This is a genomic window from Bradyrhizobium sp. LA6.8, assembly GCF_040547935.1.
In the GTDB taxonomy this organism is placed as follows: domain Bacteria; phylum Pseudomonadota; class Alphaproteobacteria; order Rhizobiales; family Xanthobacteraceae; genus Bradyrhizobium; species Bradyrhizobium barranii.
The window spans coordinates 54053-80689 of sequence record NZ_JBEPQQ010000007.1 but is presented as its reverse complement, the minus strand read 5'-3'; the positions used below and the strand labels follow the sequence as shown (position 1 = coordinate 80689).

General features: G+C 64.5%; 20 protein-coding genes. 10 read left to right on the top strand and 10 right to left on the bottom strand.

From position 1 onward, the window contains the following. Nucleotides 1–172 precede the first annotated feature (172 nt). Entirely contained in the window at nt 173–2437 is a 2265-nt protein-coding gene (locus ABIA90_RS29690) for a marine proteobacterial sortase target protein (protein WP_354119003.1), read from the bottom strand. 187 nt (nt 2438–2624) lie between these two features. On the opposite strand from ABIA90_RS29690, the gene ABIA90_RS29685 reads away from it, so the two are divergent. Together ABIA90_RS29685 and ABIA90_RS29680 are read left to right on the top strand one after the other, a co-directional pair. Next, nucleotides 2625–3395, top strand: coding sequence for a helix-turn-helix transcriptional regulator (locus tag ABIA90_RS29685; RefSeq protein WP_071909056.1), 771 nt, complete (start codon nt 2625–2627; stop codon nt 3393–3395). A 48-nt stretch (nt 3396–3443) separates the two neighbouring features. Beyond that, complete coding sequence (locus tag ABIA90_RS29680) at nt 3444–4934, top strand: glycosyltransferase family 2 protein (RefSeq protein WP_354119002.1); 1491 nt, start codon at nt 3444–3446, stop codon at nt 4932–4934. Here the strand turns inward: ABIA90_RS29680 and ABIA90_RS29675 are convergent. Together ABIA90_RS29675 and ABIA90_RS29670 are read right to left on the bottom strand one after the other, a co-directional pair. Then, nucleotides 4931–6151 (bottom strand): ABC transporter substrate-binding protein, encoded by a 1221-nt coding sequence (locus ABIA90_RS29675; RefSeq protein ID WP_354119001.1) that lies wholly within the window; start codon nt 6149–6151, stop codon nt 4931–4933. The genes ABIA90_RS29680 and ABIA90_RS29675 overlap by 4 nt on opposite strands. Before the next feature lie 88 nt (nt 6152–6239). Further along, entirely contained in the window at nt 6240–7790 is a 1551-nt protein-coding gene (locus ABIA90_RS29670; protein WP_354119000.1) for an acyl-CoA synthetase, read from the bottom strand. Nucleotides 7791–8056: 266 nt separating this feature from the next. Between ABIA90_RS29670 and ABIA90_RS29665 the strand changes: the two genes are divergently transcribed. From ABIA90_RS29665 to ABIA90_RS29630, 8 genes are all read left to right on the top strand, one after another. Then, on the top strand, nt 8057–9193 hold the full coding sequence (locus tag ABIA90_RS29665; RefSeq protein ID WP_354118999.1) for an acyl-CoA dehydrogenase family protein: 1137 nt from the start codon (nt 8057–8059) through the stop codon (nt 9191–9193). A 152-nt stretch (nt 9194–9345) separates the two neighbouring features. Next, nucleotides 9346–10509 (top strand): acyl-CoA dehydrogenase family protein, encoded by a 1164-nt coding sequence (locus ABIA90_RS29660; RefSeq protein ID WP_354118998.1) that lies wholly within the window; start codon nt 9346–9348, stop codon nt 10507–10509. Further along, nucleotides 10509–11165, top strand: a complete 657-nt coding sequence (locus ABIA90_RS29655; RefSeq protein WP_071909062.1) for a glutathione S-transferase family protein — start codon at nt 10509–10511, stop codon at nt 11163–11165. The genes ABIA90_RS29660 and ABIA90_RS29655 overlap by 1 nt, the downstream gene beginning before the upstream one ends. Nucleotides 11166–11340: 175 nt before the next feature. Beyond that, the gene (locus ABIA90_RS29650; RefSeq protein WP_354118997.1) at nt 11341–12141 is read left to right on the top strand and encodes a helix-turn-helix domain-containing protein; all 801 of its coding nucleotides are present in this window, start codon (nt 11341–11343) and stop codon (nt 12139–12141) included. A gap of 198 nt (nt 12142–12339) precedes the next feature. Further along, nucleotides 12340–13206, top strand: a complete 867-nt coding sequence (locus ABIA90_RS29645) for a beta-keto acid cleavage family enzyme (protein WP_354118996.1) — start codon at nt 12340–12342, stop codon at nt 13204–13206. 114 nt (nt 13207–13320) lie between these two features. Further along, entirely contained in the window at nt 13321–14937 is a 1617-nt protein-coding gene (locus tag ABIA90_RS29640) for an acyl-CoA carboxylase subunit beta (RefSeq protein WP_354118995.1), read from the top strand. After that, on the top strand, nt 14934–16910 hold the full coding sequence (locus ABIA90_RS29635) for an acetyl/propionyl/methylcrotonyl-CoA carboxylase subunit alpha (RefSeq protein ID WP_354118994.1): 1977 nt from the start codon (nt 14934–14936) through the stop codon (nt 16908–16910). The genes ABIA90_RS29640 and ABIA90_RS29635 overlap by 4 nt, the downstream gene beginning before the upstream one ends. Nucleotides 16911–17176: 266 nt before the next feature. Beyond that, on the top strand, nt 17177–17977 hold the full coding sequence (locus ABIA90_RS29630) for a hypothetical protein (protein ID WP_354118993.1): 801 nt from the start codon (nt 17177–17179) through the stop codon (nt 17975–17977). 61 nt (nt 17978–18038) lie between these two features. Here ABIA90_RS29630 and ABIA90_RS29625 read toward each other — a convergent pair whose 3' ends face one another. From ABIA90_RS29625 to ABIA90_RS29595, 7 genes are all read right to left on the bottom strand, one after another. Then, the gene (locus ABIA90_RS29625) at nt 18039–19145 is read right to left on the bottom strand and encodes a DUF4253 domain-containing protein (RefSeq protein ID WP_354118992.1); all 1107 of its coding nucleotides are present in this window, start codon (nt 19143–19145) and stop codon (nt 18039–18041) included. A gap of 89 nt (nt 19146–19234) precedes the next feature. Beyond that, nucleotides 19235–20221, bottom strand: a complete 987-nt coding sequence (locus ABIA90_RS29620) for an ABC transporter ATP-binding protein (RefSeq protein WP_354118991.1) — start codon at nt 20219–20221, stop codon at nt 19235–19237. Then, the gene (locus ABIA90_RS29615; RefSeq protein ID WP_354118990.1) at nt 20218–21225 is read right to left on the bottom strand and encodes an ABC transporter ATP-binding protein; all 1008 of its coding nucleotides are present in this window, start codon (nt 21223–21225) and stop codon (nt 20218–20220) included. Before ABIA90_RS29615 ends, ABIA90_RS29620 begins: the two co-directional genes overlap by 4 nt. Beyond that, nucleotides 21225–22118: an ABC transporter permease gene (locus ABIA90_RS29610; RefSeq protein ID WP_063979980.1), complete on the bottom strand. Its 894-nt coding sequence runs from the start codon at nt 22116–22118 to the stop codon at nt 21225–21227. The genes ABIA90_RS29615 and ABIA90_RS29610 overlap by 1 nt, the downstream gene beginning before the upstream one ends. A gap of 9 nt (nt 22119–22127) precedes the next feature. Continuing rightward, complete coding sequence (locus tag ABIA90_RS29605) at nt 22128–23075, bottom strand: ABC transporter permease (RefSeq protein ID WP_208083589.1); 948 nt, start codon at nt 23073–23075, stop codon at nt 22128–22130. Nucleotides 23076–23110: 35 nt separating this feature from the next. Further along, complete coding sequence (locus ABIA90_RS29600) at nt 23111–24709, bottom strand: ABC transporter substrate-binding protein (protein ID WP_354118989.1); 1599 nt, start codon at nt 24707–24709, stop codon at nt 23111–23113. A 374-nt stretch (nt 24710–25083) separates the two neighbouring features. Further along, a complete protein-coding gene (locus ABIA90_RS29595) occupies nt 25084–26634 on the bottom strand; it encodes an AMP-binding protein (protein WP_354118988.1) in 1551 nt (516 codons plus the stop codon). Between the last annotated feature and the right edge of the window lie 3 nt (nt 26635–26637).

Genomic DNA, 26637 nt, shown 5'->3' with positions numbered 1-26637 from the left:
TTCCACACGCGTCATTGCGAGCGCAGCGAAGCAATCCAGAATCCTTCCACGGAGGCAGCCTGGATTGCTTCGCTGCGCTCGCAATGACGGCAAGAAGAAAAAGGCGCGCGCGGCCGTTGGTATGGGACGGGCAGCCGCGCGCGCTAACAGAGGAGTTCGGGGGGCTCCTCTCTCAAGCGGCGTCAGTGAGCAAGGGCTGACGCCGGTTGAACACGTACAGGATCAGGGCGAGCACGATCAGGATGAAACCTGCGATCATCTTGAGCTCGGCTGAGGTCGCGGTCTTCGGTAGGCGGATCGCATCCGGCGCGGCGGGCGTCGGCCGCCTCGTCGTCGGCTGGTTGCGCGCATCTGCATGGCGTTCGCGCAACTGTGTGGGCGTCAGGTGCGGTCGCTCGCCAAAAACCTTCTCGAAATCCCAACCGGCCGGCAGGTTGAGCGGCAGCTCGCTGAGCTTGAGCGGCGCGCCCTCGGGGCGGCTCGGCGTCTTGTCGACCGCGACGAGGCTGGTGAGCCGCGTGACGATCTGATGGTCGAGCGCCAGCGCGAGGATCGCCTTGTCGGAAGCTTCGGGCGTCATCTCGCGCATGGTACGCGCCACCTCGGCATCGCCGATCTTGCGCTTGGCCCAGAGTTTTGACAGGCCCTTGCCTTCGGCGGCGTTTTGCAGCGGCAGCGTCACCGACCACGGGCGGTCGCCGACGCGTCCCTTGATCTCGAGCGAGCCGGCGAGCTTGTCGAGCTTTGCCGCCAGCACCAGCGGTTCGTCGCGATAGACGTCGGGAATGATCGCCGGCGTGACGTCGGCCTTGGCTTCGGAGAATTTTGCACTGAGGCCGGTCACTGCCGGGTTCTCGAGCTTGGCGAACAGGCCGCGCATGCGCTCCTCGACCTGCTCGACGGAGCCGATATGGGTGAAGGCGCCGCGGCCGAGCTCGGCGGCGCGCGCCATCAGATAGGTGTTGGGCGCGGATCCGATGCCGACCATGAACACGCGCGAGCGGCCCCGCATCGCAGTGATCGTTTCGAACAATTGCTGCTCGTTGCCGATCGCACCATCGGTTAGGAACACCACCTGGCGGACCATGCTGGTGTCGCCAGCCTTGTCGGTCAGCGCGGCGCGCATCGCCGGCACCATCTCGGTGCCGCCGCGGGCCTGCAAGGCACTGACGAACGAAGTGGCTTCACCGACATGCGTGGCGTCGGCCGGCACGGAGGCCGGGAACAGCACGTCCATGGTGTCGTCGAAGCGGATGACGTTGAAGCGGTCGTTCGGTTGAAGGCGCGAGAGGGCGTAAGTCAGGCTGGCCTTGGCCTGAACGATCGACGTACCGCCCATCGAGCCGGAATTGTCGATCACGAATACGACCTCGCGCGGCAGCGACTTTTGCGTCGCCTGCTCGGCACCGGGCGGGGTGACGAAGGCGAGCAAATAATCGGCGTCGCCGATACGCTCGCGGAACAGCCCAACGGACGGTGCCTTCTCCACGGCCGGCTTCCAGGTCAGCTCGAAATCGCGGTCGGCGGCCACCGCGCCGTCAGCGAGCGTGACGATTCGCGTCGCATTGTCCGGGCTCTCGACCTTGACGTTATGGTGGTGACTCCTGACCTCGCCAAGCGCGAAACCTGCCTTCAGGCGCACCGTGATGCTGGTCGGATTGACCGGCGCATTCCTGGCGGGATCCAGCACCGGTGGCGAGATGCGGTCGCGGTCCGGCACAGGCTCCGAATTGGTCGCGCCCCAGCCCGAGCCGTCCTTGCGGAAGTCGACGCTCTGCACGATCGGCGCCGGATTGTAGCGCGGCCCGACCACCAGCGGCAGCCGCAGCGAATATTCATTGCCGGATTGATGCACCGGCTCCTGATATTCGATCTGCACCAGCACGGTTTCGCCGGGACCGATATTGGCGACCGAATTGGTGAAGATGTTCGGCCGCTCCTGCTCCGTGAGCGCGGCCTTCTGGCCGGCGCGGCGCGCCTGCTCGTAGATCACGCGTGCCTGCTGCCGCTCCTTGATGTCGCCGATGATGACGCGGTCGCCGACCACCATCTTCAGCGTGTCGACGGCGCCGCCGGTGGGAAGCGGATAGACGTAGGTCGCCTCGACCCAGTCCTTGGTCGGATTGCGGAAGACCTGGGTGACGCGGGCGCGCAGCGTTGGGCCTGATACCGTGATGTCGACGTCGATGCCGAGGCGGATCGCCTCCGTGGTGGCGCCGTCCTCCTTCAGGAGAAGGGTGCCGGATTTGGCATCGCCGGGCTGGAGCAGGCTGGCCTGCTCCGTCGTCGCCGACCATCCGGGCTCAAGACTCACGAGCAGGGCCACGAAGGCGACCAGCATCACCGCGATGCCCTGCACCAGAAGAAACAATCCGAGCCTGATCAGCCGCCCCAGCATGGGGTGCTCGTCGCTGTCGGCTGTGTCGTAGGTGTCCATTTCGCCTGCTCCCGAAGGGTGTTCGCTGGCTCGGAGCATCCGTCGGGAGCGCCTGAATGCGCGAGCAGAATGATCGGCAATGTTCCGCCGCGGCCGGCCCCGGCAGGCCAAGGCCGGGATCGCCATGTACGGTTTTGTGCTGGTTTGTCCGCCCTGCTAGACTGGCGTCCGTGGAGCAGGGTTGACGATGCAGACGCAGGATAAATTCACCGACAGGCAGCTGTCGGACGAGCAGAGCCGCGAGATCGCGGAGACCATTCGCGAGGAGCTCGCCAGGCGCCGGATTTCCCGGCAGGCGTTGGCCGAGCAGGCCAAGCTCAGCCTGTCGACGCTGGAGAAGGTGCTCGGTGGCCGGCGGCCGTTCACGCTGGCAACGACCGTGCGGCTGGAGCAGGCGCTGGGCGTCTCCTTGCGTAAAAGCGCCGCCGTGGTGACGCCTCCGGCCGCAAACGATGTCGCGCCCGACAGCCTCGGCTCCTATGCGCATCGCGCGGTGACCTGGCTCGAGGACGTCTACATCACGCTGCGGCCGTCCTTCGGCGACAAGGATGCGATCTTCGCTTATCGCACCGAGATCGTCTGGGAGCCGAAGGTGTCTTCGCTGGTGTTCCGCGAGGGCGAGCGGACCGATGCCGCCTATGAGCACACCGGCGAGGTTGCGGTGCCGCATCAGTCCGGCTTCATCTATCTCGTCATCATCAAGCACGGCCAGCACCGCGTGATCACGGTGTCGCGGCCGACGGTTGCCGGCGAGATGTACGGCATCATCTCGACGCTCCGCGCCGGACCCGGCTCGCAACTGACGCCGATCGCGGCGCCGATCGCCTATGTGCCGCTCCGCAACGTTGCGAAGCCGTCCCTGGGACGGGTCGGCCCCGACGATGCCAACCATGCATTGTATGGAAAGCATCTGCGCCGCACGGTGGAGGAATCATTCGCGTTGTTTCTGTCGGTATAGTCCGCGAGAAAGAGTCAGGAATGGCGTCGCGTGCGTCTATAAGGGAACATGCAGGACGTGCCCGCACCATACGGCGGTGAATCTCCGCTGTTCTCCATCATCATCCCGCTGGAACATCACCGCGGGCAGTGGGAGCTGTCCTGGCTCGGCTGGACGTCGCAGACCGCCGACAAATCGCTTTACGAAATCATTCTGGTGGTGCCGCCTGATTTCAAGGCACTCAACGAGCTGAAGGCGCTGGCCGGCGGCAAAGCGCGCCTCGAATTCACCAATTCGGACCATGACATCGGGCTCTGCGCCTTCGGCGCCACCAAGGCCCGCGGCAAATATCTGTTCTTCACGGAGTCGCATTGCCGGCCCGAGCCTGACGTGATGGAGGCCTGCATCCGCGCGATCGACGCGCGTCCCGACTGGGCGGGGTTCTCCTGTCAGTCGGTGCCGATCTGCCATAACCGGCTGTCCGTGGCGGAGGCCGCCATGTACCAGGCCGACATCGAGTTCGGCATGAAGCAGCATCCCTGGCGCAAGGTGCTGGACCAGTGCTTCGTGACGCGGCGCGACGTCTATTGGGAATGCGGCGGCCTGCGTGAGGAGCTCGGTCATTTCGCCGAATGGGTGCTCGCCGCCGCGTATCACGCGAGGGGCCATACGATCGGCTATCTCGAGGAGGCGCGCTTCCATCACTACTATATCGGCGAAATCGGCGAGCTGAAGACATTCACGCTCGATTTCGTGCAGGGCGAGATCCGCTATCTCAGCGAAGCACGCGATGATCCCGGCAGCGAGCTGCTTGAAACTCCGGTCGAGTGGAGCAGCCGCGGCGATTTCAACGTCGCGCTGGCGCGTAGCGCCCTTGATGCACGGATGCGCGCCGGCCGCGTGACCAGCGAAGGCCTGCAGGCGATCGGGCGTTGGGGCGCGATCGCACTGGCCGGCGACCGCCTTGCGCTTGGTCTTGCACGTTTGTCGGCAGGCTATGCGCGCTGCTGTCTGACCGTGCTCACCATGAGCGGCTCTCGCGGCAGCATCGCGCGCTGGCTGAAGCGTTATATCGCCGCGCTGATCCACTATCAGCGCCTCTATTGTATCCGTGGCATTCGGGGGAGCCTTGGCGGAGCTTCGCAGAGTCTCGGCGATCAGATGGTCGCACAGGCCGGCTTCCATGCCTGGGAGGTCTGGCAGGGCCGCAGCTTCCGCTGGAGCGAGCCGGAAGCCGCCTTGCGGATCGAGGCGCCGCCGGGGCGCGCCATCATTCGCATCGCGTCGCCGGAGATTCGCGGGCCGCTGGATCGGATCGGCGTGCAGTTCTATCTCGACGGCGTGCGCGTTGCGGATGCCGCGACCGCGATCGACGCGGGTGCCTTCGTTCTTCAGCTCGATCTGCCGCCATCGGGCGGGGCGATCCTGGCATGGGCATGTCCGCGCTTTGCGGCCATCGATGACCCGCGCCGGCTCGGCCTGCCGGTCGCGGGGATCGACGTCAGTGCAGGCGAAGACGTCAGCTGCACGTCTCCGCCCGTCGCTGCGATGCGTGGCTAGCCGCCCGTTTCGGCGCTGATGATGTCGCCGAACAGCTCCCACTGGCCCTTCTTGAACCGCCACATCTTGAGCTGCTCGATTGGCGCGAAGTCGGTGGCCGAGGTGTTGATCTTGATCCCCGGGATCAGCGTGTCAGGGACGAAGTCCTTGAGGCTCGCGGCCTGCTTCATCACGTTCTCACGGGTCAGATTGTCGCCCGACTGCTTCAGCACCTGCACCATCGTCTGGGCTGCGGCATAGGCGTAAACCAGATTGGCGTCCGAGATGTTCGCGCCGGGCATGTACTTGTCGATGAAGGTCATGAACTTCTTCATGCCCTCGTCGTCCTTCCACTGCGGATCCGACGCATCCTTCAGATAGCCGGCCGACAGCACGCCTTCGGATGCCTCGAGGCCGGCCGGCTTCATCACCGCGCCGATCGACACCGAGACGTCGGTCATCAGGTGCATCGGCTTCCACTCGAGCTCTGCGATCTTCTTGATCGCCTGGGCCGCGAATTTCGGGGTCGCGATGTTCACGAAGACATCGGCGCCGGTGCCCTTGAGCTTGACGATATGGGCATCGATCGACGGCTCCGACGTCTCGTAGCTCTCCTCCGCCACGATCAGCTTCGACGCCTTTTCGCCGAACACGTCCTTGATGCCGGCGAGGTAGTCTTTGCCGAAATCGTCGTTGGCATAGAAGATCGCGACCTTCGCGTCCGGCTTCTCCTTCAGAATGTATTTTGCGAAGATCTGTGCCTCGACCCGGTAGCTGGGCTGGAAGCCCATGGTCCAGGGAAAGTTCTTCGGGTCGTTCCACTTGCTGGCGCCGGTGGCGAGGAAGAGCTGCGGCACCTTCTTTGAATTGTGATATTTCTGCACGGCGGTCTGGGTCGGCGTGCCCAGCGCGTTGAAGACCAGGAAGACCTCGTCGCTCTCGATCAGCTTGCGGATCTGCTCCACGGTCTTCGGCGGCGAGTAGCCGTCATCATAGGAAATCCAGTTGATCTTGCGGCCGTTGATGCCGCCCTGGTCGTTGATCATCTTGAAATAGGCTTCCTCGGTCTTGCCGATGATGCCGTAGGCGGACGCGGGACCGGAATAGGCCTCGACATTGCCGATCCTGATCTCGGTGTCGGTGACGCCGGTGTCGTACGCCTTCTGCGCATACGCGGACGGGGTCGCAAGCAGCGTCAACGCCGTTGCCGCGGCAAGCAGGGAGAGTTTCTTGTTCATGAAAATTCCTTGGGGTTTTCTTTGCGGTTTCTTCTGGGTTGGAGCAGGCACGTCAGAAACGAAGAAGCGCCCCCAAGGGGCGCTTTGATCAGGCGTTGGCGACTTTCTTGTCGACTTCGGACGCCACCGAGAATTCTTTCCGCAACGTCGGCTTGTGGATCTTGCCGGTGGCGTTGCGCGGCAGCGCATCGACGAAGCGCACCTGTCGTGGGCATTTGAAGCGCGCGAGATTGGCCGCGCAGTGCGCAAAGACATCCGCCTCGGTCAGCCGCTGACCGGGCTTGGCCGCGACGATGGCGAGGCCTACCTCGCCCCATTGCGGATCGGGAATGCCGATCACGGCGGCTTCCGCGATCGCGGTGAGCTGATGCAGGACGTTCTCGACCTCGGCCGGATAGACGTTCTCGCCGCCCGAGATGTACATGTCCTTCCAGCGGTCGACGATATAGTAGAAGCCTTCCTCGTCGACGCGCGTCGCATCGCCCGTGTGCAGCCAGCCGTCGGTGAAGGACGTCTTGTTCGCCTCCGGCCGGTTCCAGTAGCCCGGCGTGATGTTCGGGCCCTTGACCCAGAGCTCGCCGAGTTCGCCGACCTCGGCGTCGCTGCCGTCGGGGCGCACGATCCGCACCTCGGTGTGCAGCACCGGCTTGCCGGCCGAGCCCGCCTTGCGCGCCGCATCCTCGCGATCCAGTACCAGTACGGCCGGCGAGGTCTCGGTCATGCCGTAGCCCTGCTGCAGTGCGACGCCGCGTGCCTCCCAGACTTTCAGCAGGGGCACCGGCATCGGCGCGCCGCCGACACCGCAGACGATCAACCGGGTCAGGTCAGTCGTCGCGAAGGCCGGATGCTGCGCCATGAACTGATAGATCGCGGGCACGCCGAAGAAGACGTTGATGCCCTGTGCGGCATCGTTGATCAGACCGAGCGCCGTGCCGGGATCGAAGGCGCGCATGATCATCACGGTGCCGCCGGCATGCAGCACCGGGTTGGTGTAGCAATTGAGCCCGCCGGTGTGGAACAGCGGCAGCACGGTCAGCAGCACCGAGGCCGGTCCGATGCAGGCGGGGCCGCCAAGATTGACGCAATTCCAGAACGTCATGCCATGGGTGATGGTCGCGCCCTTGGGATGGCCCGTGGTGCCCGACGTGTACATGATGGTCGAGACGTCATCGAGCGTGACCTCCTCGGCGCGGGCGAGCGGCTTGGCGGACGCGATGCCGGTCTCGTAAGCGCCGCCGGGGCCGAGCAGCAGGCTGCTCGCGACGTTGCAGAGCTTTGCGACGGCGAGCGCGGTCTCGGCGAGATCAGTGTCGTGGATCATCACCTTCGGCGCGCAATCGCCGGTGATGAACTGGAGCTCGGGAACGGTGAGGCGGGTGTTCAGCGGCACGAAGACGGCGCCGAGCCGTCCGCAGGCGAACTGCACCTCCAGCGTATCGGTCGTGTTCAGCGCCAGCACCGCGACGCGGTCGCCGCACGACACCTTGAGCGCGTCACGGAGAAATCCGGCCAGGCGCGAGACGCGGGCATCGAGCTGCGAATAGGTGAAGCGGCGCTCGCTCGCGAGGTCGATGACCGCGACCTTGTCAGGCGTGCGGCGGCCGTGATGGACGATCCAGTCGTAATAACGAACGGCCAAAAATCCCTCCCTCGGCGGTCTTGTGCCGCCTGCGTCCCTATTTGCCGGGCACCATGCCCGGCGTGGCCCTGGGGCCAGCCGGAGTTTGTGTGCACGTCTTTTTTGACCCGGAGTTGGCCTGCGGGGGGTGAAAATCGTCTTGCGTTGAGTTGCTAGGCATGGGCTGCGCGTGGAGTGGTTCCCCCGGTCAGCCACTCTGCGCAAGTGAACGGCAGATGTTCCGGCCATGGTGGCCAACACGAATCCGCCAGCAGGGCGAGACGACGATGAAGAGCCCGTTCTATACCGCTGAGCATGACGCCTTCCGCGAGGTAATGCGCCGCTTTGTCGAGAAGGAGATCACGCCCTTCGCCCATGAATGGGACGAGGCCGGCGAATTTCCCCGCGTGCTCTATCGCAAGGCGGCCGAGATTGGCCTGTTGGGGCTCGGATTCCCCGAGGAATATGGCGGGATCGCCGCCGACCAGTTCATGAAGATCGTGGCGAGCCAGGAATTGGCGCGCGCCGGCGCCGGCGGGGTTAGCGCCAGCCTGATGAGCCATACCATCGGCTCGCCGCCGATCGCGCGGGCGGCACGTCCGGAAGTAAAGGCGCGCGTGCTGCCGCAAGTGCTGTCGGGCGAGAAGATCTCCGCGTTGGCGATCACCGAGCCGGGCGGCGGCTCGGACGTCGCGAACCTCCGCACCAGGGCGCGGCGCGATGGCGATCACTACGTCGTGACCGGCGAGAAGACCTTCATCACCTCGGGCGTGCGCGCCGATTATCTGACCGTTGCGGTGCGTACAGGCGGCGAGGGCGCCGGTGGCGTCAGCCTGCTCCTGATCGAGGGCGACACGCCCGGCCTGTCGCGGACAAAACTGAAGAAGATGGGCTGGTGGGCCTCCGACACCGCGACGCTGCATTTCGACGACTGCCGCGTGCCGGCCGAAAATCTGATCGGCGAGGAAGGCCAGGGCTTCAAGATCATCATGCGGAATTTCAACAGCGAGCGCATGGGCATGGCGGCCGGCTGCACCGCCTTCGCGCGGGTCTGCCTCGACGAGGCGATCGCCTATGCCAAGGAGCGCAAGACTTTTGGCAAGCCGCTCGCCCAGCACCAGGTCATCCGTCACAAGATCGTCGACATGGCGCAGAAGGTCGCGGCATCCCAGTCGATGCTGGAAATGCTGGCCTGGCGGCTGGAGCAGGGCGAGAGCCCGGTCGCCGAGATCTGCATGATGAAGAACCAGGCCACGCAAACCATGGCGTTCTGCGCCTCGGAAGCCGTGCAGATCTTCGGCGGCGCCGGCTTCATGCGCGGCATCAAGGCCGAGCGCATCTACCGCGAGGTCAAGGTCAACGCCATCGGCGGCGGCACCGAGGAGATCATGAAGGATCTGGCGTCAAGGCAGATGGGTCTATGAACGTTCTCTCCTCGCGTCATTCCGGGGCGCGAGCGAAGCGGAGCGAGCTATGGTGCGCCCTTGCGCACCCGAGAATCCTTACTCACGATCGTGGTTATGGATCCCGGGCCCGCGCCAAGGGGCGCGTCCCGGAATGACGAGGCTGAGAGACAATGCTATTCACCGCCGACCACGACGACATCCGCCGCTCCTTGCAAAAATTCATCGCCAACGAGATCAATCCTCATGTCGATGAATGGGAAAAGGCCGACATCTTCCCGGCGCATGAGCTGTTCAAGAAGATGGGCAGCCTCGGTTTCCTCGGCTTGAACAAGCCGGTCGAGTTCGGCGGCTCCGGCCTCGACTATTCCTACGCCCTGATGATGGCGGAGGAGCTTGGCGCCATCACCTGCGGCGGCGTGCCGATGGCGATCGGGGTGCAGACCGACATGGCGACGCCGGCGCTGGCGCGGTTTGGCTCGGACGAGGTACGGCGCGAGTTTCTGGCGCCCTCGATTGCCGGCGACTTTGTCGCCTGCATCGGCGTCTCCGAGCCCGGCGCTGGCTCCGACGTCGCCTCGATCAAGACAAATGCGCGCTCCGACGGCGACGATTACGTCATCAATGGCGGCAAGATGTGGATCACCAACGGCACGCAGGCCGACTGGATCTGCCTGCTCGCCAACACCGGCGATGGGCCGGTTCACCGCAACAAGTCGCTGATTTGCGTGCCCATGACGAGCAAGGGCGTCACGGTGGCGCGAAAGCTCGACAAGATGGGCATGCGCTCGTCAGACACCGCGCAGATCTTCTTCGACAATGTCCGCGTGCCCAAGCGCAACCGGATCGGCGAGGAGGGCAAGGGGTTTACCTACCAGATGATCCAGTTCCAGGAGGAGCGGCTCTGGGGCGCGGCGGCCTGCCTGAAGGCGCACGAATACATCATCAACGAGACCATCGAGTACACCCGCAACCGCAAGGCCTTTGGGAAGTCGATCCTCGACAACCAGGTCGTGCACTTCAAGCTCGCGGAGATGCAGACCGAAGTCGAGCTGTTGCGCGCGCTGATCTATCGCGCCGCCGAGCAGCTCGTGGCCGGCGAGGACGTGACCAAGCTTGCGACCATGGCCAAGCTGAAGGCCGGGCGGCTCGGCCGCGAGCTCACCGACGCCTGCTTGCAATATTGGGGCGGAATGGGCTTTACCAACGAGACGCCGGTCAGCCGGGCCTATCGCGACAGCCGCCTGACCTCGATCGGCGGCGGTGCCGACGAGGTCATGCTGATGGTCCTGTGCAAGATGATGGGCACGCTGCCCGGCAGTAAAGGTATTTCCTGATGATCACGCTCTATCATTGCGACGCCGCGCGCTCGTTCCGTCCGCTCTGGATGCTGGAGGAGATGGGGCTTCCATATGAATTGAAGATGCTGCCGTTCCCGCCGCGGGTCTTCGCCAAGGAGTACCTTGCGCTCAATCCGCTCGGCACCATTCCCTTCATGGTCGACGGCGAGACGAAGATGACCGAGTCCTCCGGCATCTGCCACTATCTCGGCATCAAGCACGGACCGACGCCGTTGATGGTCGGCCCCGAAGATCCCGCCTATGGCGCGTTCCTGAACTGGATGTATTTCAGCGATGCCACGTTAACCTTCCCGCAGACGCTGGTGCTCCGATACACCCAGCTCGAGCCGGAGGAGCGCCGCAATCCGCAGGTCGCCGGGGATTATGCGAAATGGTTCTTGGGGCGCCTGCGCGCGGTCGAGGCGGCGACGGCCAATGCCGAAACATTGTGCGCAGGCCGCTTCACTGCCGCTGACATTGTCATCGGCTACGCGCTCCGGCTCGCCAACAACGTCGGGCTCGCCAAGGATTTCGGGCCAAATGTCGCAGCCTATTGGGCGCGGCTGCAGCAGCGCGACGGATTCAAGCGTGCGGTTGCTGCGGAGCAGAAGGCCGGCGTCGAGCAGAATGTTGCGCCGCGCGTGAGGGCGTAAGCATTCCGTAGGATGGGACTGCGGTCTCATCGCGGTTCCGGGACGACTGATCATCGTCCCGGAATGGTAATCTTTTGCGCGCCATGACAGCGCTATCGCGCCGTGACAGCGCCCAAATTTCCGCTAAGGTGACCTCCGTCCGCAGCGGCCAAAGAGCCGCGCGAGGAGGATCCCAATGGAAGATAACGGTCGCGAATCCGACCATCTGATGCTGATCACGCCGGAGCGGGTATTCTATGCCGGCCTGCTCGGCCGCCCCCGCAAGCGCACCCCCGGCTGCTGCCACGTCTATGTCGCGGTGAAGGGCAGCCTGCATCTGACGGTCGACGACGTTCTCGCCACCGGCGAGCTGTTCGTGACCCTGCCGAACCAGCGGCATTCCATCGCCAGCGACTACCGCACTGCAATCAGCGTGACGCTCGAGCCGGAAAGCATGCCGGACGGCGTGATCGAGGCCCTGGCCGCGCGGCTGACCGGACCTGACCGGGCCGTCTATGCCCGCAAGATCCTCGCCGCTTACGCTCTGCTGCGCCAGCGCCGCTACGGCGACATCACCACCGCGGAATTCGACGAGATGTGCTTTGGCGAGGCGCTGCCGCGTCGCGTGCTCGATCCGCGAGTGATGCGCGCCGTCGCCCGCATCGGCCGCTTCTCCGGCGAGCCGGTGACGGCGGATACGTGCGCCGCCGAAGCGGGCCTCTCGGCCTCGCGCTTCCTGCATCTGTTCAAGGAAGAGACCGGCATCTCGTTCCGCTCCTTCCGCGCCTGGAAGCGTGCGCGGCATTTGCTGCACTTCGCCAACCAGGACCTCAATCTCGCCCACCTCGCGCAGGACATCGGCTATCCCGACTCCACCCATTTCAGCCATTCGATCCGCCGCTTCTATGGATTGAAACCGCGCGCGATCTTCGTCGGCTCGCGCGACCTCGCGATCTACCGCAGCACCGAGACGGTGAGGCTCGCGGAGGCGAGCTAGGCGCGCTCTCGTAGGGTGGGCAAAGCGAAAGCGTGCCCACCATCTTCGTTCAGCGCCAAGACATGGTGGGCACGGCGCAAGAGCGCCTTTGCCCACCCTACGGCATCTCGCCTTCCAGCTTCTCCGCGCAAGAAGCCGCATGCCCGCGCGTCCCATGATCGCAAGCGTTGAATTCTCAACGTGCGAGACATTTTTGGCATGAGCGACAAGGCCGTCATCACCTGCGCGCTGAACGGCGTGCTCACCGACCCGAAGCAGCACAACGTGCCCGTGACGCCCGAGCAGATGGCGCGCGAAGCCAAGGCTGCGTTCGACGCCGGCGCCAGCATCATGCACATCCATCTGCGCCAGCAGGCGCCGGACAAGGGACATCTGCCGTCCTGGGACGTGAGCGTCAGCAAGGAGATTCAGCAGGCCATCCGCGAGGCCTGCCCGGGCGTCATCATCAACCACACCTCGGGCGTGTCAGGGCCGAACTACAGCGGCGCGCTCGACTGCATCCGCGAGACCAGGCCCGAGATCGCGGCCTGCAACGCCGGCTCGCTGAACTATCTGAAGGTGAAAGCCGACAACACCTGGGCCTGGCCGCCGATGATGTTCGACAACGCGGTCGAGAAGGTGAAGGACTATCTCGACGTCATGAACGCGGTCGGGACCATCCCCGAGTTCGAATGTTTCGACGTCGGCATCGTTCGCTGCGTCGGCATGTACCATCAGGTCGGCATGTACAAAGGCCCACTCGAATATAACTTCGTGATGGGCGTTGCCTCCGGCATGCCGTCCGATCCCGATCTGCTGCCGATCCTGATCAAGCTGAAGCGCCCCGAGGCGCATTTTCAGGTCACGGCGATCGGCCGCGAGGAGATCTGGCCGCTGCACCAGCGCTGCGCCGAGCTCGGCGGTCATCTCCGCACCGGCCTGGAGGACGCCTTCTATCTCGCCGACGGCAAGAAGGTGACCTCGAACGGCCAGCTCATCGAAGTCATCGCCGCCTGCGCCCGCCGTGCGGGCCGCGAGATCGCAAGCCCCGCCGAGGCGCGGAAGATCTTTGGGACGAATAGGTAAGGTATCGCCTCAACCGTCATTGCGAGCGAAGCGAAGCAATCCAGGGTCTTTCCGCGGTGACGGTCTGGATTGCTTCGTCGCTTCGCTCCTCGCAATGACGAGCAGGATAGAGTTATGTCCATTCTCGACAACACCATTTCCCCCGGCAGCGCCGCCTATCACGCCAACCGCGACGGCATGCTCGGTCTGATCGACCGCATGCGCGCGCTGGAAGAGCGCACGCGTGCGGCGTCGGCGGCGGCAAAGGATCGCTTCCACAAACGCGGCCAGCTGCTGCCGCGTGAACGCGTCGCGCTGGTGCTCGATCCCGGCGCGCCCTTCATCGAGCTGTCGACGCTCGCCGGCTACATGTTCGACGTGCCCGATGGGGCCAAAAGCGTGCCGGGCGGCGGTGTCATCGCCGGCATCGGCTTCGTCTCGGGCATCCGCTGCATGGTCAGCGCCAATGACGCCGGCATCGACGCCGGTGCGCTCCAGCCCTATGGCCTCGACAAGACGCTCCGGGTGCAGGAGCTCGCGCTGGAGAACAAGCTGCCTTACGTCCAGCTCGTCGAAAGCGCCGGGGCCAATCTGCTGCGCTACCGCGTCGAGGACTTTGTCCGTGGCGGCAACATCTTTCGCAATCTCGCGCGGCTTTCCGCTGCGGGGCTGCCGGTCGTCACCGTCACGCACGGTTCGTCGACCGCGGGCGGCGCCTACCAGACCGGCCTGTCCGATTACATCGTCATGGTGCGCGGCCGCACCCGCGCCTTCCTTGCCGGGCCGCCGCTGCTGAAGGCCGCGACAGGCGAGATCGCGACCGAGGAAGAGCTCGGCGGTGCCGAGATGCACACCCAGGTCTCCGGCCTCGGCGATTATCTCGCTGAGGACGACCGCGATGCGCTGCGCATCGCGCGCGAGATCATGGCGGCGCTTGAATGGGAGCGGCCGGGCCGAGCGGTTTCACAGTTCAAACCACCGCGCTACGACCAGGACGAGCTGCTCGGCATCATGCCGATGGACCACAAGCGCACCGTCGACATGAAGCAGGTGATCGCGCGCATCGTCGACGATTCCGACTTCACCGAGATGGCGCCCAATTACGGCCCCGCTACTGTCTGCGGCCATGCCCGCATCGAAGGCCAGGCGATCGGCATCATCACCAACAACGGCCCGCTCGATCCCGCCGGCGCCAACAAGGCGACGCACTTCATCCAGGCCTGCTGTCAGACCCGCACGCCGCTGCTCTATCTCAACAACACCACCGGCTACATGGTCGGCAAAGCCTATGAAGAAGCCGGCATGATCAAGCACGGCTCGAAGATGATCCAGGCGGTGACGTCGGCGACGGTGCCGCAGATCACCATCTATTGCGGCGCCTCGTTCGGTGCCGGCAATTACGGCATGTGCGGCCGCGGTTTCCATCCGCGCTTCTGCTTCTCCTGGCCCAACGCCAAGACCGCCGTGATGGGTGGCGAGCAGGCCGCCGAAACCATGGCGATCGTGACCGAGGCCGCCGCCGCGCGCCGCGGCAAGCCGGTCGAGAAAGAAAAGCTCGACGCGATGAAGGCGCAGATCATCGGCGTGTTCGACGGCCAGATGGACGTGTTCTCGACCAGCGCGCGCGTGCTCGACGACGGCGTGATCGACCCGCGCGACACCCGTGCGGTGCTGTCCGAGGTGCTCGCGATCTGCCGCGAGGGCGATGCGCGCACGCCCCAGCGCATGCAATTCTCGGTGGCCCGCCCATGAGGAACGGATCAGTGCAGCACCGGCCGTTCTTCAGGGTTTTGGTTGCCAATCGCGGCGAGATCGCGCTGCGGGTGATGCGGAGTGCGCGGCAGCTCGGCCTCGGCGTCGTTGCGGTCTATTCGGATGCCGACCGCGATGCGCTCCATGTGCGGCAGGCCGACCAGGCGGTGCGCATCGGCGAAGCCCTGCCGGTGCAATCCTATCTCAACATCCCCGCGATCATCGCCGCGGCCAAGGTGAGCGGCGCGGATGCCGTGCATCCCGGCTACGGCTTTCTCGCCGAGAACGAGGACTTTGCCCAGGCCTGCAAGGAGGCCGGCCTCGTCTTCATCGGCCCCTCGCCGCAGGCGATCGAAGCCATGGGTAACAAGGCCGGCGCCAAGGAGATCATGAGGAAGGCCGGCGTGCCCTGCGTGCCCGGCTATCAGGGCGCCGACCAGGGCGACGAGGTCATGCTCGCGGAAGCCAAAAAGATTGGCTTCCCCGTGATGATCAAGGCGGTTGCGGGCGGCGGCGGTCGCGGCATGCGGCTCGTCACCGATGCCACATCCTTCCCCGATGCGTTGCGCAGTGCGCGGTCGGAGGCAAACGCCGCCTTTGGCGATCCGACCGTCATCCTCGAGCGAGCGATCCAGAATCCCCGACACATCGAGATCCAGGTGTTCGGCGATAGCCACGGCAACGCCATCCATCTCGGCGAGCGCGACTGCTCGGTGCAGCGGCGACATCAGAAGCTGATCGAGGAGGCGCCATCGCCGGCGGTCACGCCGGAGCTGCGCGCGAAAATGGGTGAGGTCGCTGTCGCGGCAGTCAAGGCGCTGCGCTATGAGGGCGCCGGCACGCTGGAATTCCTGCTCGACGCGAGCGGGGAATTCTACTTCATGGAGATGAACACGCGTCTCCAGGTCGAGCATCCCGTCACCGAGGCGATCACCGGGCTCGATCTCGTCGAGCTGCAGTTGCGTGTCGCGCGCGGCGAGCCTCTGCCGGTGAAGCAGCAGGACATCAAGTTCTCAGGCCACGCCATCGAGGTGCGGCTGTGCTCGGAAGATGCCGCACAGGATTTCATGCCGCAGTCCGGCCGCATGGCGCGCTGGCAGGTGCCTGACAGCATCCGCGTCGAGCACGCGCTGCAATCGGGCGCGGAGATCCCGCCGTTCTACGATTCCATGATCGCCAAGGTGATCAGCCATGGCGCGACACGCGAGGAGGCGAGGGGGCGGCTGATCGTCGGCCTGGAGCAACTCACTGCGTTTGGCGTGACCACCAATCAGGCGTTCCTGATGTTCTGCCTGCGCCATCCCGGATTTGCCAGGGGCGAAGCGACGACAGCCTTCATCGGCGCACATCGCGACGAACTGTTGGCGCCGCCGGCGAATGCTGCATTCGATACGGCGCTGGCGGGCCTGCTGCTCTATGTCACCAATCCGCGCGCGCCGTCATGGCAAGGTGGCCGGAGCTTGACGGCAACATTCCCGCTGCCGGCAAAGATCGAGATCGCCGGTCAGACGCGCGAGCTTGAAGTCACGCGAGAACGTGATGGCGGCTACATCGTCGCCGCCGACGGCCGTCAGGACAAGTTCGAGATCGACCAGCTCGATCCCGACGCCATCCGCTTCCGCCACGATGGCGTGATGGACAGCGCAAAATTCCTGCGCGACGGCGACCGGCTCTACCTCCAGCATCGCGGCATCCCACTTGCGGTCACCGATCTCACCCTCGCCGCGCCGAAGGCGGCTGCGAGCAATGGCGGCGATAGCAAAGTCCGCGCCGCCATGAACGGCCGCGTCGTCGCCGTGCTGGTCAAGCCCGGCGACCGCGTCACCGCCGGTCAACCGGTGATGACCTTGGAAGCAATGAAGATGGAGCACGTCCACAAGGCCGGCATCGACGGCGTGGTCGCCGCGATCGACGTCGCCGAAGGCGAGCAGGTCACGACGGGCAGGATCGTGGCGGAGATCGGGGCAGGCTAGCCTCTCTCCGTCATTGCGAGCGCAGCGAAGCAATCCAGTCTGCATCCGCAGAAGCACTCTGGATTGCTTCGCTGCGCTCGCAATGACGATGGGGAGAGATGCCGTCTCAAACGCGACTCGCCGCCGTGGCTGCACGCGGGCGTCCCAATAAATCCAAATAATTCCAATGTGATATTGCCTGTTTGATTTCGCTCACGATTATTATTGAACATTGTTCAATTCTGGGCTACTAATATTGAGCGATGTCAAATCATGTGGAGGCCTGCATGTTGCGCGCAAATCACCACGCCCGAGAGACCGATGCCCTGCTGCCGTCAGTGTCCCGCCGGTTCTCGTTCGCCCCGCCGCAAGTTCGCGAAAAATATCTGATCGGCGCACTCTTCGTCCTGACGCTCGTGGCGCTCCTCGCGCCGGCGTTGCCCGCCTCCGCCTGGCACATCCCGCATTTCGTCGACACTCGCACCTGGCTGGGCATGCCCAACGCCGGCGACGTGCTGAGCAATCTTGCCTTCCTGGCGATGGGCGCTTGGGGCTTGCTGCGCCTGCGTGCCCACCCTGATGCGCCCGCGGGTGCAGGTTGCCTCTTCGTGGGTCTGATCCTCACTTGCATAGGATCGTGCATCTATCATCTGGATCCCGACGCGCCGCAGCGGCTGGTGGCCGATCGTCTCGGTATGGCGGTGGCGTTCGCGGGCTTTCTGGGCATCGCGGCCAGCGAGCGCATCAGCGTGCGTGCCGGTCAGGCGGTGGTGGTGCTGGTGACGGTTGCGGGCCTGCTCGCGGCCTGGGTGGCACGCGAGAATCTCACGCCATGGGTGGTCGTGCAGTTCGGCGGCATGGCGTTGGCCGTGGGACTGGCGTTGACACGGCCCCGTCCCGGTGCGCTTGGCGTGTCTCTGGGCGGCGTGATCTTCTTTTACGCGCTGGCCAAGCTTTTCGAGCTGGGTGACGTGACCATATTTGAAGCGACGGGCCACATTGTCTCGGGCCACACGCTCAAGCATCTGGCCGCCGCGCTGGCGGCGTGGCCGGTGATCCGGGCGCTACGCCATCGTACGGTGGGCTAGCCCTGCGGGTGCTTCGCGCAGTCCGCAGGGCTAACCCACGCTTAGGGGGCGCTTGCGTCCATCAATCCCACCAGAACACCCAATGCCTGCTCGTCATCAGCGAAGCCACGTGCGACTGGATCCCCTCGCGGGAAAACCCATAGTCCTCAAGCGTCTCCTGGCAAAACAACAACTGCTCGCGCAGAAGATGCAACGCGTCCTGGAAGCTGGCAGGCGGACGGCTCACCCTGAATTCGAGCGTTCCGTTGCCGATGGCGCAGATGTCGGCTCCAAACCGCGTGTGCCAATGCTCTGCGACGGCCATCATGTCTTCGGGTGAGGGGGCGTCATTCCAGCCGCCGTAATGCAGAAATACTGGAATTCTCCAGCTCTTGGCGGTCGGAATGCGCAAGGCCGCCACTTCCCTGAACGGCTCGATCGGTCGCTTCGAGAGGTCGAAGACCGTCCACATCGTTCCGATCTGCTCCTCGACTGGCTGCGGCAATTCAAGATCGGGATCGGGAGCGAGGGACGATAGCTCGTCCAAGGTCCTCCTCGTTTCGCCGTCCAGATTGCGATACGCTTCCTCGAAGAAATCCTCGGCCGGACGTCGCATCTTCAATGTCTGGCGAGCGGCTCCGATCCACTCCCGATGAGCCATCTGGGGTAGCAACCAGGCGTCCGGCGAAAGAATCAGAGGTGAAAATCCCGCGACGTAGCCTTCGCGCTGGAGTGCCTCGAAACGCTTTTCAATCCCCTCGCCTGGAATAATTGTGAACTCCAGCTTGAGCCGCTCGATCTGCGTTTGCCATTGCCTCGCCTGCCTTGCCTCTCGTTCGGCCGCAAGCCTGGCCAAGGCATCGGGCGATTGCGCCGCGGCCCGAAGCCGCCCCTCCTCAATGCTCGACTCGATGAACACTCCGGCGAACAGGGCGATAAGACCGATCGGCGAGAAAAAGGGGATGATCACGGCAAGCCATGGCGCAACGCCGGCCAAGGCCAAACCTCCAGAGAAGACAAAAACGCTCATGAGAACGCTCGCCATGGTCGAAGTGCGCAGCCTTGCGCGCTCGATGCCGCCAGGAAAGGACGAGAACCGGGATGCCGCGTATCGTGGCGCGAGCCAGACGGCGGAGGCCAACGCGCCTCCGACGAGAAGGATCGCTACAGCTGAAATGAAGCGAATCATGAATGGAGCACCGACGAGCGATGAGGCAAGTATCTCAGGTCGCGTCTATTTGTCGACTCTCGTTCTGATTGCCGTAGTCCTGAAAGGATCTACTGTCCGCGTCCCGTCCCCTCGTTGAGCAGACACGCCACCTGATGTCCGTCGCCTGCGTCCACCAGCGCCGGCCGCTCCGTCTTGCACCGCTCGATCGCAAACCGGCAGCGGGTGTGAAATGCGCAGCCCGGTGGCGGATTGACGGGGCTCGGCACGTCGCCGTCGACCAGCGGCGCGAGCTTCTTGGCAAACGGGTTCGCAACCGGCACGGACGCGAGCAGGGCCTGCGTGTAGGGATGGCGCGGATTGCGGAACAGCTCGTCCTTGTCGGCGATCTCGACGATGCGGCCGAGATACATCACGGCGACGCGGTGGCTGATATGGGCGACCACGGCGAGGTCATGCGCGATGAAGAGATAGGAGAAGCCGTGCTGCTTCTGCAGGTCGATCAGGAGATTGATCACCTGCGCCTGGATCGAGACGTCGAGCGCGGAGACCGGTTCGTCGCAGACGATCAGGCGCGGCCCGAGCGCCAGCGCGCGTGCGATGCAGATGCGCTGGCGCTGGCCGCCGGAAAATTGATGCGGGAAGTTGCGCATCTGATCGGGCCGCAGGCCCACCTGCTCGAACAGTCTTGCGGTACGCGCTTCCAGCTCCTTGCCGCTTGCGAGCCCGTGCACGGCGAGGGGTTCACCGACGATGTCGCCGGCGGTCATGCGCGGATTGAGCGAAGCGAACGGGTCCTGGAACACGATCTGCATCGAGCGGCGATGCGGCCGCAGCGCGGTCTTGGAGAGACGGGTGATGTCCTCTCCGTCAAGGCGGATCTGACCCGAAGTCGGCTCGACCAGCCGCAGCACGCTGCGTGCCACCGTCGACTTGCCGCAGCCGGATTCGCCGACAAGACCGAGCGTCTCGCCGGTATGAACCGAGAACGAGACGCCATCGACCGCATGCACGGTGCCGACCTGCCGCCGCAACACGCCGGCGCGCACCGGATAGTGCTTCTTGAGATCGGTGACTTCGAGCAGCGCTTCGGTCATGCCACCCCCGCCACTTCGGCCGCGCGCCAGCACGCCGCGAGATGGCCGCCGCCCCAGTCCGCCAGCGGCGGATATTCGACCTCGCAACGCTTGATCGCGAGCTTGCAGCGTGGCGCGAAGGCGCAGCCTTTCGGCAGCCGCACCAGCGACGGCACGGTGCCGGGAATTTCGTTGAGCCGCGCCTGCACCGGAACACCTGACGCCGGCACGGCCGGGATCGAGGCCATCAGCCCGCGCGTGTAGGGGTGCTTGGGATCGGCGAACAGCGCTTCCACCGTTGCCTCCTCCACCTTCCTCCCCGCATACATCACGATCACCCGCTGCGCGGTCTGCGCGACGACGCCGAGATCATGGGTGATCAGCACGAGGCCGGTGCCGAGCTCCTTCTGGAGGTCGAGGATCAGAGCCAAAATCTGTGCCTGGATGGTGACGTCGAGCGCGGTGGTCGGCTCGTCCGCGATCAGCAGTGCCGGCCGGCAGGCGAGCGCCATCGCGATCATCGCGCGCTGGCGCATGCCGCCGGAAAGCTGATGCGGATATTCCCGCGCGCGCCGTGCCGGTTCGGGGATGCGGACCAACCGCAGCATCTCGACCGCGATGTCGCGCGCTTCTCTGGCCGGCATCGCCCGGTGCAGCCGCACCGCCTCGACGATCTGGTCACCGATCCGCATCACCGGATTGAGCGAGGTCATCGGCTCCTGGAAGATCATGGAGATGCGATTGCCCCTGACGGCCCGCATCTCGGCTTCATCCAGCGCCAGCAGCTCGGTGCCTTCGAGCGTGACCGACCCGCCGACGATGCGGCCGGGCGGATCGGGCACCAGCCGCATCAGGGACAACGCGGTGACGCTCTTGCCGCAGCCGGATTCGCCGACGATCGCCAGCGTCTCGCCGCGCCTCACGGTGAAGGAGACGTCGTCCACGGCTTTGAACAGGCCGGAATTGGTGAAGAACACCGTCTTCAGGTTCTTCACATCGAGCACGAGATCGGATTTGTCTGCCATCAGCCGCGCTGCCGGGGATCGAGGATGTCGCGCAGGGCGTCGCCGAACAGATTGGCGCCGAACACGGCGAGGCTGATCGCGATGCCGGGGAAGATCACCAGCCACGGTGCGGTGCGGACATATTCGGCGGCGGATTCCGAGAGCATGCGGCCCCAGGACGGATAGGGCTCGGGAATGCCGAGGCCGAGGAAGGACAGGGAAGCCTCGGTCAGGATGGTCGAGCCGAGCTGCGCGGTCGCGAGCACGATCAGCGGCGCCAGTGTGTTCGGCAGCACGTGGCGCAGCGCGATGCGCACCTCGCTCATGCCGATCGACTTGGCGGCTTCGATAAAGGGCAGCTCGCGCAGCGCCAGCGTGTTGGCGCGAATGACGCGCGACACGGTCGGGATCAGCGGAATGGCGATGGCGATGATGACGTTCGGCAGGGACGGACCGAGTGCGGCGGTCATGATCAACGCCAAGACCAGCAGCGGAAGCGCTTGAAGAATGTCGGAGACACGCTGGAACACCAGATCGACCCAGCCGGACAGATAACCGGACGTCAGTCCGACGATGACCCCGATGGTGCCGCCGAGCGCCGTCGAGCCGATACCGACGGCCAGCGAGATCCGCGCGCCGTGGATGATGCGACTGAACACGTCACGGCCGAAGGAATCCGTGCCCATCCAGTGCGCCAGGCTCGGGCGCGCCAGCGCACGGGCGGCGTCGATGGTCAGGGGATCGTAGCGCGCGATGAAATCGGCAAAGATCGCCGTGAGCACGAACAGCGTCATGATGATCAGCCCGGCCGCGCCCAGCACGTGCCGCTGCGCCAAATACAGCACGCGCCGCCAGCCGCCAGTTGCATGCGCTCCGGCCCGCCTCAGTTCGAGATCATAGTCAATCGCGGCCAAGCTGATCTCCTAATCCGTATACCGGATGCGCGGATCGAATACCGCGTAGAGCATGTCGACGATGAAGTTCGCGCTCACCACCACGACCGCGATCAGCATCACGAGGTTCTGCACGATCGGATAGTCGCGCCAGCGGATCGCTTCGACCAGGAAGCGTGCGACGCCGGGGATGTTGAACACGGTCTCGGTCACGATCAGGCCGCCGATCAGGAACGCGGCCTCGATGCCGATCACGGTGATGACGGGCAGGATCGCGTTCTTCAGCGCATGCTTATAGTTGACGGCGGCGTCGGAGGCGCCCTTGGCGCGCGCGGTGCGGATATAGTCCTGCCGCAGCACCTCGAGCATCGAGGATCGCGTGATGCGCATGGTCAGCGCCGCGCTGCGGAAGCCGACGGCGGCCGCAGGCACGGCGTAGGTCGCGAACGCCTCGAGCCAGGTCTGCGGATTGGGATTGAAGATCGGCATCTGGTTGAACATCGCCACCGACGCCGTGAGGATCAGCAGGCCGAGCCAGAACGAGGGCAGCGACAAGCCGCTGAGGCTGACGACGCGCAACGCGTAATCGAGCCGTGTCCCCTGCTTCACCGCGCTGATGACGCCGAGCGGAATGCCGATCGACGCCGAGAACAGCAGCGCCAGCCCGGCGAGCCGCGCGGTGATCGGGATCCGCGGCAGGATCTCCTGAAGCGCGGGCTTCTCGGAAACATAGGAGTAGCCGAAATCGCCGCGCAGAAAGCCGCTGATCCAGTGCCAGTACTGCACCACCAGCGGCTGGTCGATGCCGAGCTCCTTCTCCAGATTGGCCTTGTCGGCGGGATCGACGTAGCCCGCCGCGGCAAACAGGATGTCGACGATGTTGCCGGGCACGATGCGCAGCAGGAAGAAGATGACGACCGAGATCCCGAACAGGGTCACGAGCATCAGGAACAGGCGCCGCACCAGATAGGCAAACATGCATCGCCTCCTGTCGAAACCGCCAGCCGCCTGCGCTACTTGTCCATCCAGACGTCCTCGTAGCGATACCCATTATAGGAGCTGTTCGACATCACCGTTACGCCCCTGACATAGGGCTGCCAGCAGGAGCCGGTGCGCGCGTGGAAGATGATCGGGCGGGCGACGTCCTCCTGCAGCTTCTTGTCGATGTCCCACACCAGCTTCTTGCGCTTGTTGACGTCGGTCTCCTGCGACTGCACGTCGAACAGCTTTTCGATCTCCTTGTTGCAGTAATTGGTGTAGTTGCGCTCAGACCCGCAGGAATAGTTCTCGTAGAACGACTGGTCGGGATCGTCGACGGCGTTGCCGGTCAAATTGAGCCCGAGCATGTAGTCCTTGCGTGCGATCTTCGGAAACCAGTTCGCGGTCTCGACCACGTCGAGCTCGCCGTCGATATAGATGCTCTTGAGCTGGTCGATCAGGATCACGGCGGGATCGCGGTAGACCGGGATGTTGCGGGTCGAGACCTTGACGGCGAGATGCTTATCCGGACCGTAGCCAGCCTTCTGCATCAGCTTCCTGGCTTCCTCGCGGTTGGCGTTCACATCGGGGCCATAGCCGGGAATGGTCTCGAGCATCTCCTTCGGCATGCCCCACAGCCCGTTCGGCGGCGGCAGCATGGTGCCGCCGACATCGCCCTGGCCCTCGAACATGATCGAGATGAACGCCTTGCGGTCGAGCGACAGCGCCATGGCGCGGCGGATGTCGATATTGTCGAACGGTGGCGCGGAGGAATTGACGATGATGTTGGTGGCGACATTGTTGGGCTCGACCACGCAGACCGCTTTCGGCGCCTGCGACTTGACGTCCTTCAGCAGCGGAATGCTCACTTCGGTCGGGAACGCCATGTCGAACTTGCCGGCGACGAAGGCGAGGATCGCGGTCGAACGGTTCGGGATGATGGTGAACTCGATGCCGTCGAGATAGGGCCGCCCCTCGCGCCAATAGTCGGGATTACGGGTCAGCTTGATCGATTCATTGGCCTTGAACTCGACGAATTTGAACGGGCCGGTGCCGATCGGGTGCGTGCGCATGTCGCCGGGCGAGACATGACAGGGATAAACCGGCGTGTATCCCGAGGCGAGCAGGGCCAGCAGCGACGGCTGCGGCCGCTTCAAGTTGAAGGAAACCTCGAGGTCGCCGTTGGTGGAGACGTCGTTGACCTGTTCGTACCAGGTCTTGCGCGGATTTTGCCGGAACTTCTGCTGCGACTTGCCCATCAGCATGTCGAAGGTGCATTTGACGTCCGCGGAGGTGAACGGCTTGCCGTCATGCCATTTCACGCCCGGGCGCAGCTTGAAGGTCAGCGTCTTGTTGTCGTTGACCCAGGCCCAGCTCTCGGCGAGTTCCGGAATGATGTTGTCCATCCTGTTCTGCGCCTCGTCCTGCTTGTAGATGACGAGGTTGTTGAACACAGGCATGAAGGGAACATTGAGCGAATAGGTCGCGCCTTCATGGATCGAGGCATTGCCGGGGCTGTCGCGGTGGTACATCCGCAGGATTCCGCCCTGCTTGGGCCCGCCGGCGAGCGCGGTGGTCGAGGCCGTCAGCACAGATAGCGCCGCCACTGCGGCGAGCGCCCACACGCTCCGCATGCTCATCCTCCCTGGACATTAGTCTTTTGGGCCTTTGCGGCCTGTTTGTCAGACGATAGCGACGCACGTGCAGCGAGGCAACCGGCAAGGCCGCTCGCCGCCTCGACAATTCGGATGACGGAAGGCCGCAGGCGTTCACACTCTCTTCATGTGAGAGTGCAGGTGCGAAGGGATGGTTCCTGTGCAGATGTTGCGGGCAGCTGCCTCAACAAACTCCGCCGTCGTCCCGGACAAGCGAAGCGCAGATCCGGGATCCATAACCACAGGAAGTCGTTTGATGAAGACTCGGAGTTACCTGCTCGCGTGACGACTCCTGCCGGTGGCTATGGGGCCCGGGTTCGCGACTTCGTCGCGCCCCGGGACGACAGTGGGGCTCACACGATCCGTGACGTCTTGTTCCCCCAATAGCGGTCCCGCAGCAGCCGCTTGTACAGCTTGCCCGTTGGCAGCCGCGGCAGTTCCTTCTCGAAATCGACCGAGCGCGGCACCTTCTGCCGCGACAGCGATTGGCCGCAGAAGGCGATCAGTTCTTCGGCGAGCGTCTCGCCCGGCACGATGCCGGGCATCGGCTGCACCACCGCCTTCACCTCTTCGCCGAGATCGGGATTGGGCACGCCGAACACCGCTGCATCGGCGACCTTCGGATGGGTAATGAGCAGGTTTTCGCATTCCTGCGGATAGATGTTCACCCCGCCGGAGATGATCATGAAGGTCGCTCGGTCGGTCAAATAGAGGAAACGATCCTCGTCGACATAGCCGACGTCGCCGACCGTGCTCATGCTGCCGTCGGCCGAGCGCGCCTCCCTGGTCTTCTCGGGGTCGTTGAAATATTCGAACGACGATGCCGTCTTGAACCAGACCTGGCCCGGCGTGCCGGTCGGGCACGCCCTCATGTTCTCGTCGAGAATGTGGAGGTCGCCGAGCAGCACCTTGCCGACGGTGCCGCGGTGGCTAAGCCATTCCTCGCTGTTGCAGGCGGTGAAGCCGAGGCCTTCGGTCGCGCCGTAATATTCGTGGATGATCGGCCCCCACCATTTGATGATGTCGTCCTTGACCAATGCCGGGCAGGGCGCTGCGGCGTGGATCGCAATCTCCAGCGACGACAGGTCGTAGCGGTCGCGCACCTCCTCCGGCAGCTTCAGCATGCGCGAGAACATCGTCGGCACCAGCTGGGTGTGGGTGATACCCCATTGCTGGATGAGCTGGAGATAACGTTCGGGATCGAACGTCTCCTTGATGATCACGGTGCCGCCCATGCGGATCGTGAGGTTCACCGCGGCTTGCGGCGCGGAGTGATAGAGGGGGGCAGGCGAGAGATAGACCATGCCCTCGCGATAGCGCCAAAGCTTTGTCAGGAAATCGAACAGCGGCAGATTGTGCTTCGGCGGTTCCTCCGGCAGCGGGCGCAGGATGCCTTTCGGCCGTCCGGTCGTGCCGGATGAATAGAGCATGGCGGTGCCGAGCCATTCATCGGCGATCGGAGCCTCGGGCAGGTCGGCGGTCACCTCGGCGAGGCCGACGATACGGTCGCTCTCGCCGGGGCCGTCGGCGACGATGCAGAGCTTGATGTCCGGACAGGCCTTGATCGCCTCGCGGGCGATGTCGAGTTTCGCAACGGACGTGATCAGGATTTTCGACTGGCTGTTGACGAGGAGATAGGCGAGTTCGCCCGGCGTCAGGAACGAGTTGATGCAGGTGTAGTACAGCCCGGAGCGCTCGCCCGCGCCGCAGGCTTCGAGGTAGCGCGAATTGTTCTCCATGAAGATCGAATAATGGTCGAGCCGCTTCAAGCCGTGCTCGCGGAACAGATGCGCCAGGCGGTTGCTGCGCGCATCGAGCTCGCGATAGGTGACGGCCTCACCGGTTGCAGCCATGATGAAGGCGGGCTGGAGCGGGCGTAGACGAGCATGCTGACCTGGATACATCAG

Bases quoted from the DNA above. Each gene is read 5' to 3' on its own strand.
- ABIA90_RS29595 (WP_354118988.1), bottom strand. From the start codon at position 26,634: ATGTATCCAGGTCAGCATGCTCGTCTACGCCCGCTCCAGCCCGCCTTC.
- ABIA90_RS29655 (WP_071909062.1), top strand. From the start codon at position 10,509: ATGATCACGCTCTATCATTGCGACGCCGCGCGCTCGTTCCGTCCGCTC.
- ABIA90_RS29620 (WP_354118991.1), bottom strand. From the start codon at position 20,221: ATGACCGAAGCGCTGCTCGAAGTCACCGATCTCAAGAAGCACTATCCG.
- ABIA90_RS29605 (WP_208083589.1), bottom strand. From the start codon at position 23,075: ATGTTTGCCTATCTGGTGCGGCGCCTGTTCCTGATGCTCGTGACCCTG.
- ABIA90_RS29665 (WP_354118999.1), top strand. From the start codon at position 8,057: ATGAAGAGCCCGTTCTATACCGCTGAGCATGACGCCTTCCGCGAGGTA.
- ABIA90_RS29615 (WP_354118990.1), bottom strand. From the start codon at position 21,225: ATGGCAGACAAATCCGATCTCGTGCTCGATGTGAAGAACCTGAAGACG.
- ABIA90_RS29630 (WP_354118993.1), top strand. From the start codon at position 17,177: ATGTTGCGCGCAAATCACCACGCCCGAGAGACCGATGCCCTGCTGCCG.
- ABIA90_RS29600 (WP_354118989.1), bottom strand. From the start codon at position 24,709: ATGCGGAGCGTGTGGGCGCTCGCCGCAGTGGCGGCGCTATCTGTGCTG.
- ABIA90_RS29640 (WP_354118995.1), top strand. From the start codon at position 13,321: ATGTCCATTCTCGACAACACCATTTCCCCCGGCAGCGCCGCCTATCAC.
- ABIA90_RS29645 (WP_354118996.1), top strand. From the start codon at position 12,340: ATGAGCGACAAGGCCGTCATCACCTGCGCGCTGAACGGCGTGCTCACC.
- ABIA90_RS29675 (WP_354119001.1), bottom strand. From the start codon at position 6,151: ATGAACAAGAAACTCTCCCTGCTTGCCGCGGCAACGGCGTTGACGCTG.
- ABIA90_RS29635 (WP_354118994.1), top strand. From the start codon at position 14,934: ATGAGGAACGGATCAGTGCAGCACCGGCCGTTCTTCAGGGTTTTGGTT.
- ABIA90_RS29625 (WP_354118992.1), bottom strand. From the start codon at position 19,145: ATGATTCGCTTCATTTCAGCTGTAGCGATCCTTCTCGTCGGAGGCGCG.
- ABIA90_RS29650 (WP_354118997.1), top strand. From the start codon at position 11,341: ATGGAAGATAACGGTCGCGAATCCGACCATCTGATGCTGATCACGCCG.
- ABIA90_RS29680 (WP_354119002.1), top strand. From the start codon at position 3,444: ATGCAGGACGTGCCCGCACCATACGGCGGTGAATCTCCGCTGTTCTCC.
- ABIA90_RS29685 (WP_071909056.1), top strand. From the start codon at position 2,625: ATGCAGACGCAGGATAAATTCACCGACAGGCAGCTGTCGGACGAGCAG.
- ABIA90_RS29660 (WP_354118998.1), top strand. From the start codon at position 9,346: ATGCTATTCACCGCCGACCACGACGACATCCGCCGCTCCTTGCAAAAA.
- ABIA90_RS29690 (WP_354119003.1), bottom strand. From the start codon at position 2,437: ATGGACACCTACGACACAGCCGACAGCGACGAGCACCCCATGCTGGGG.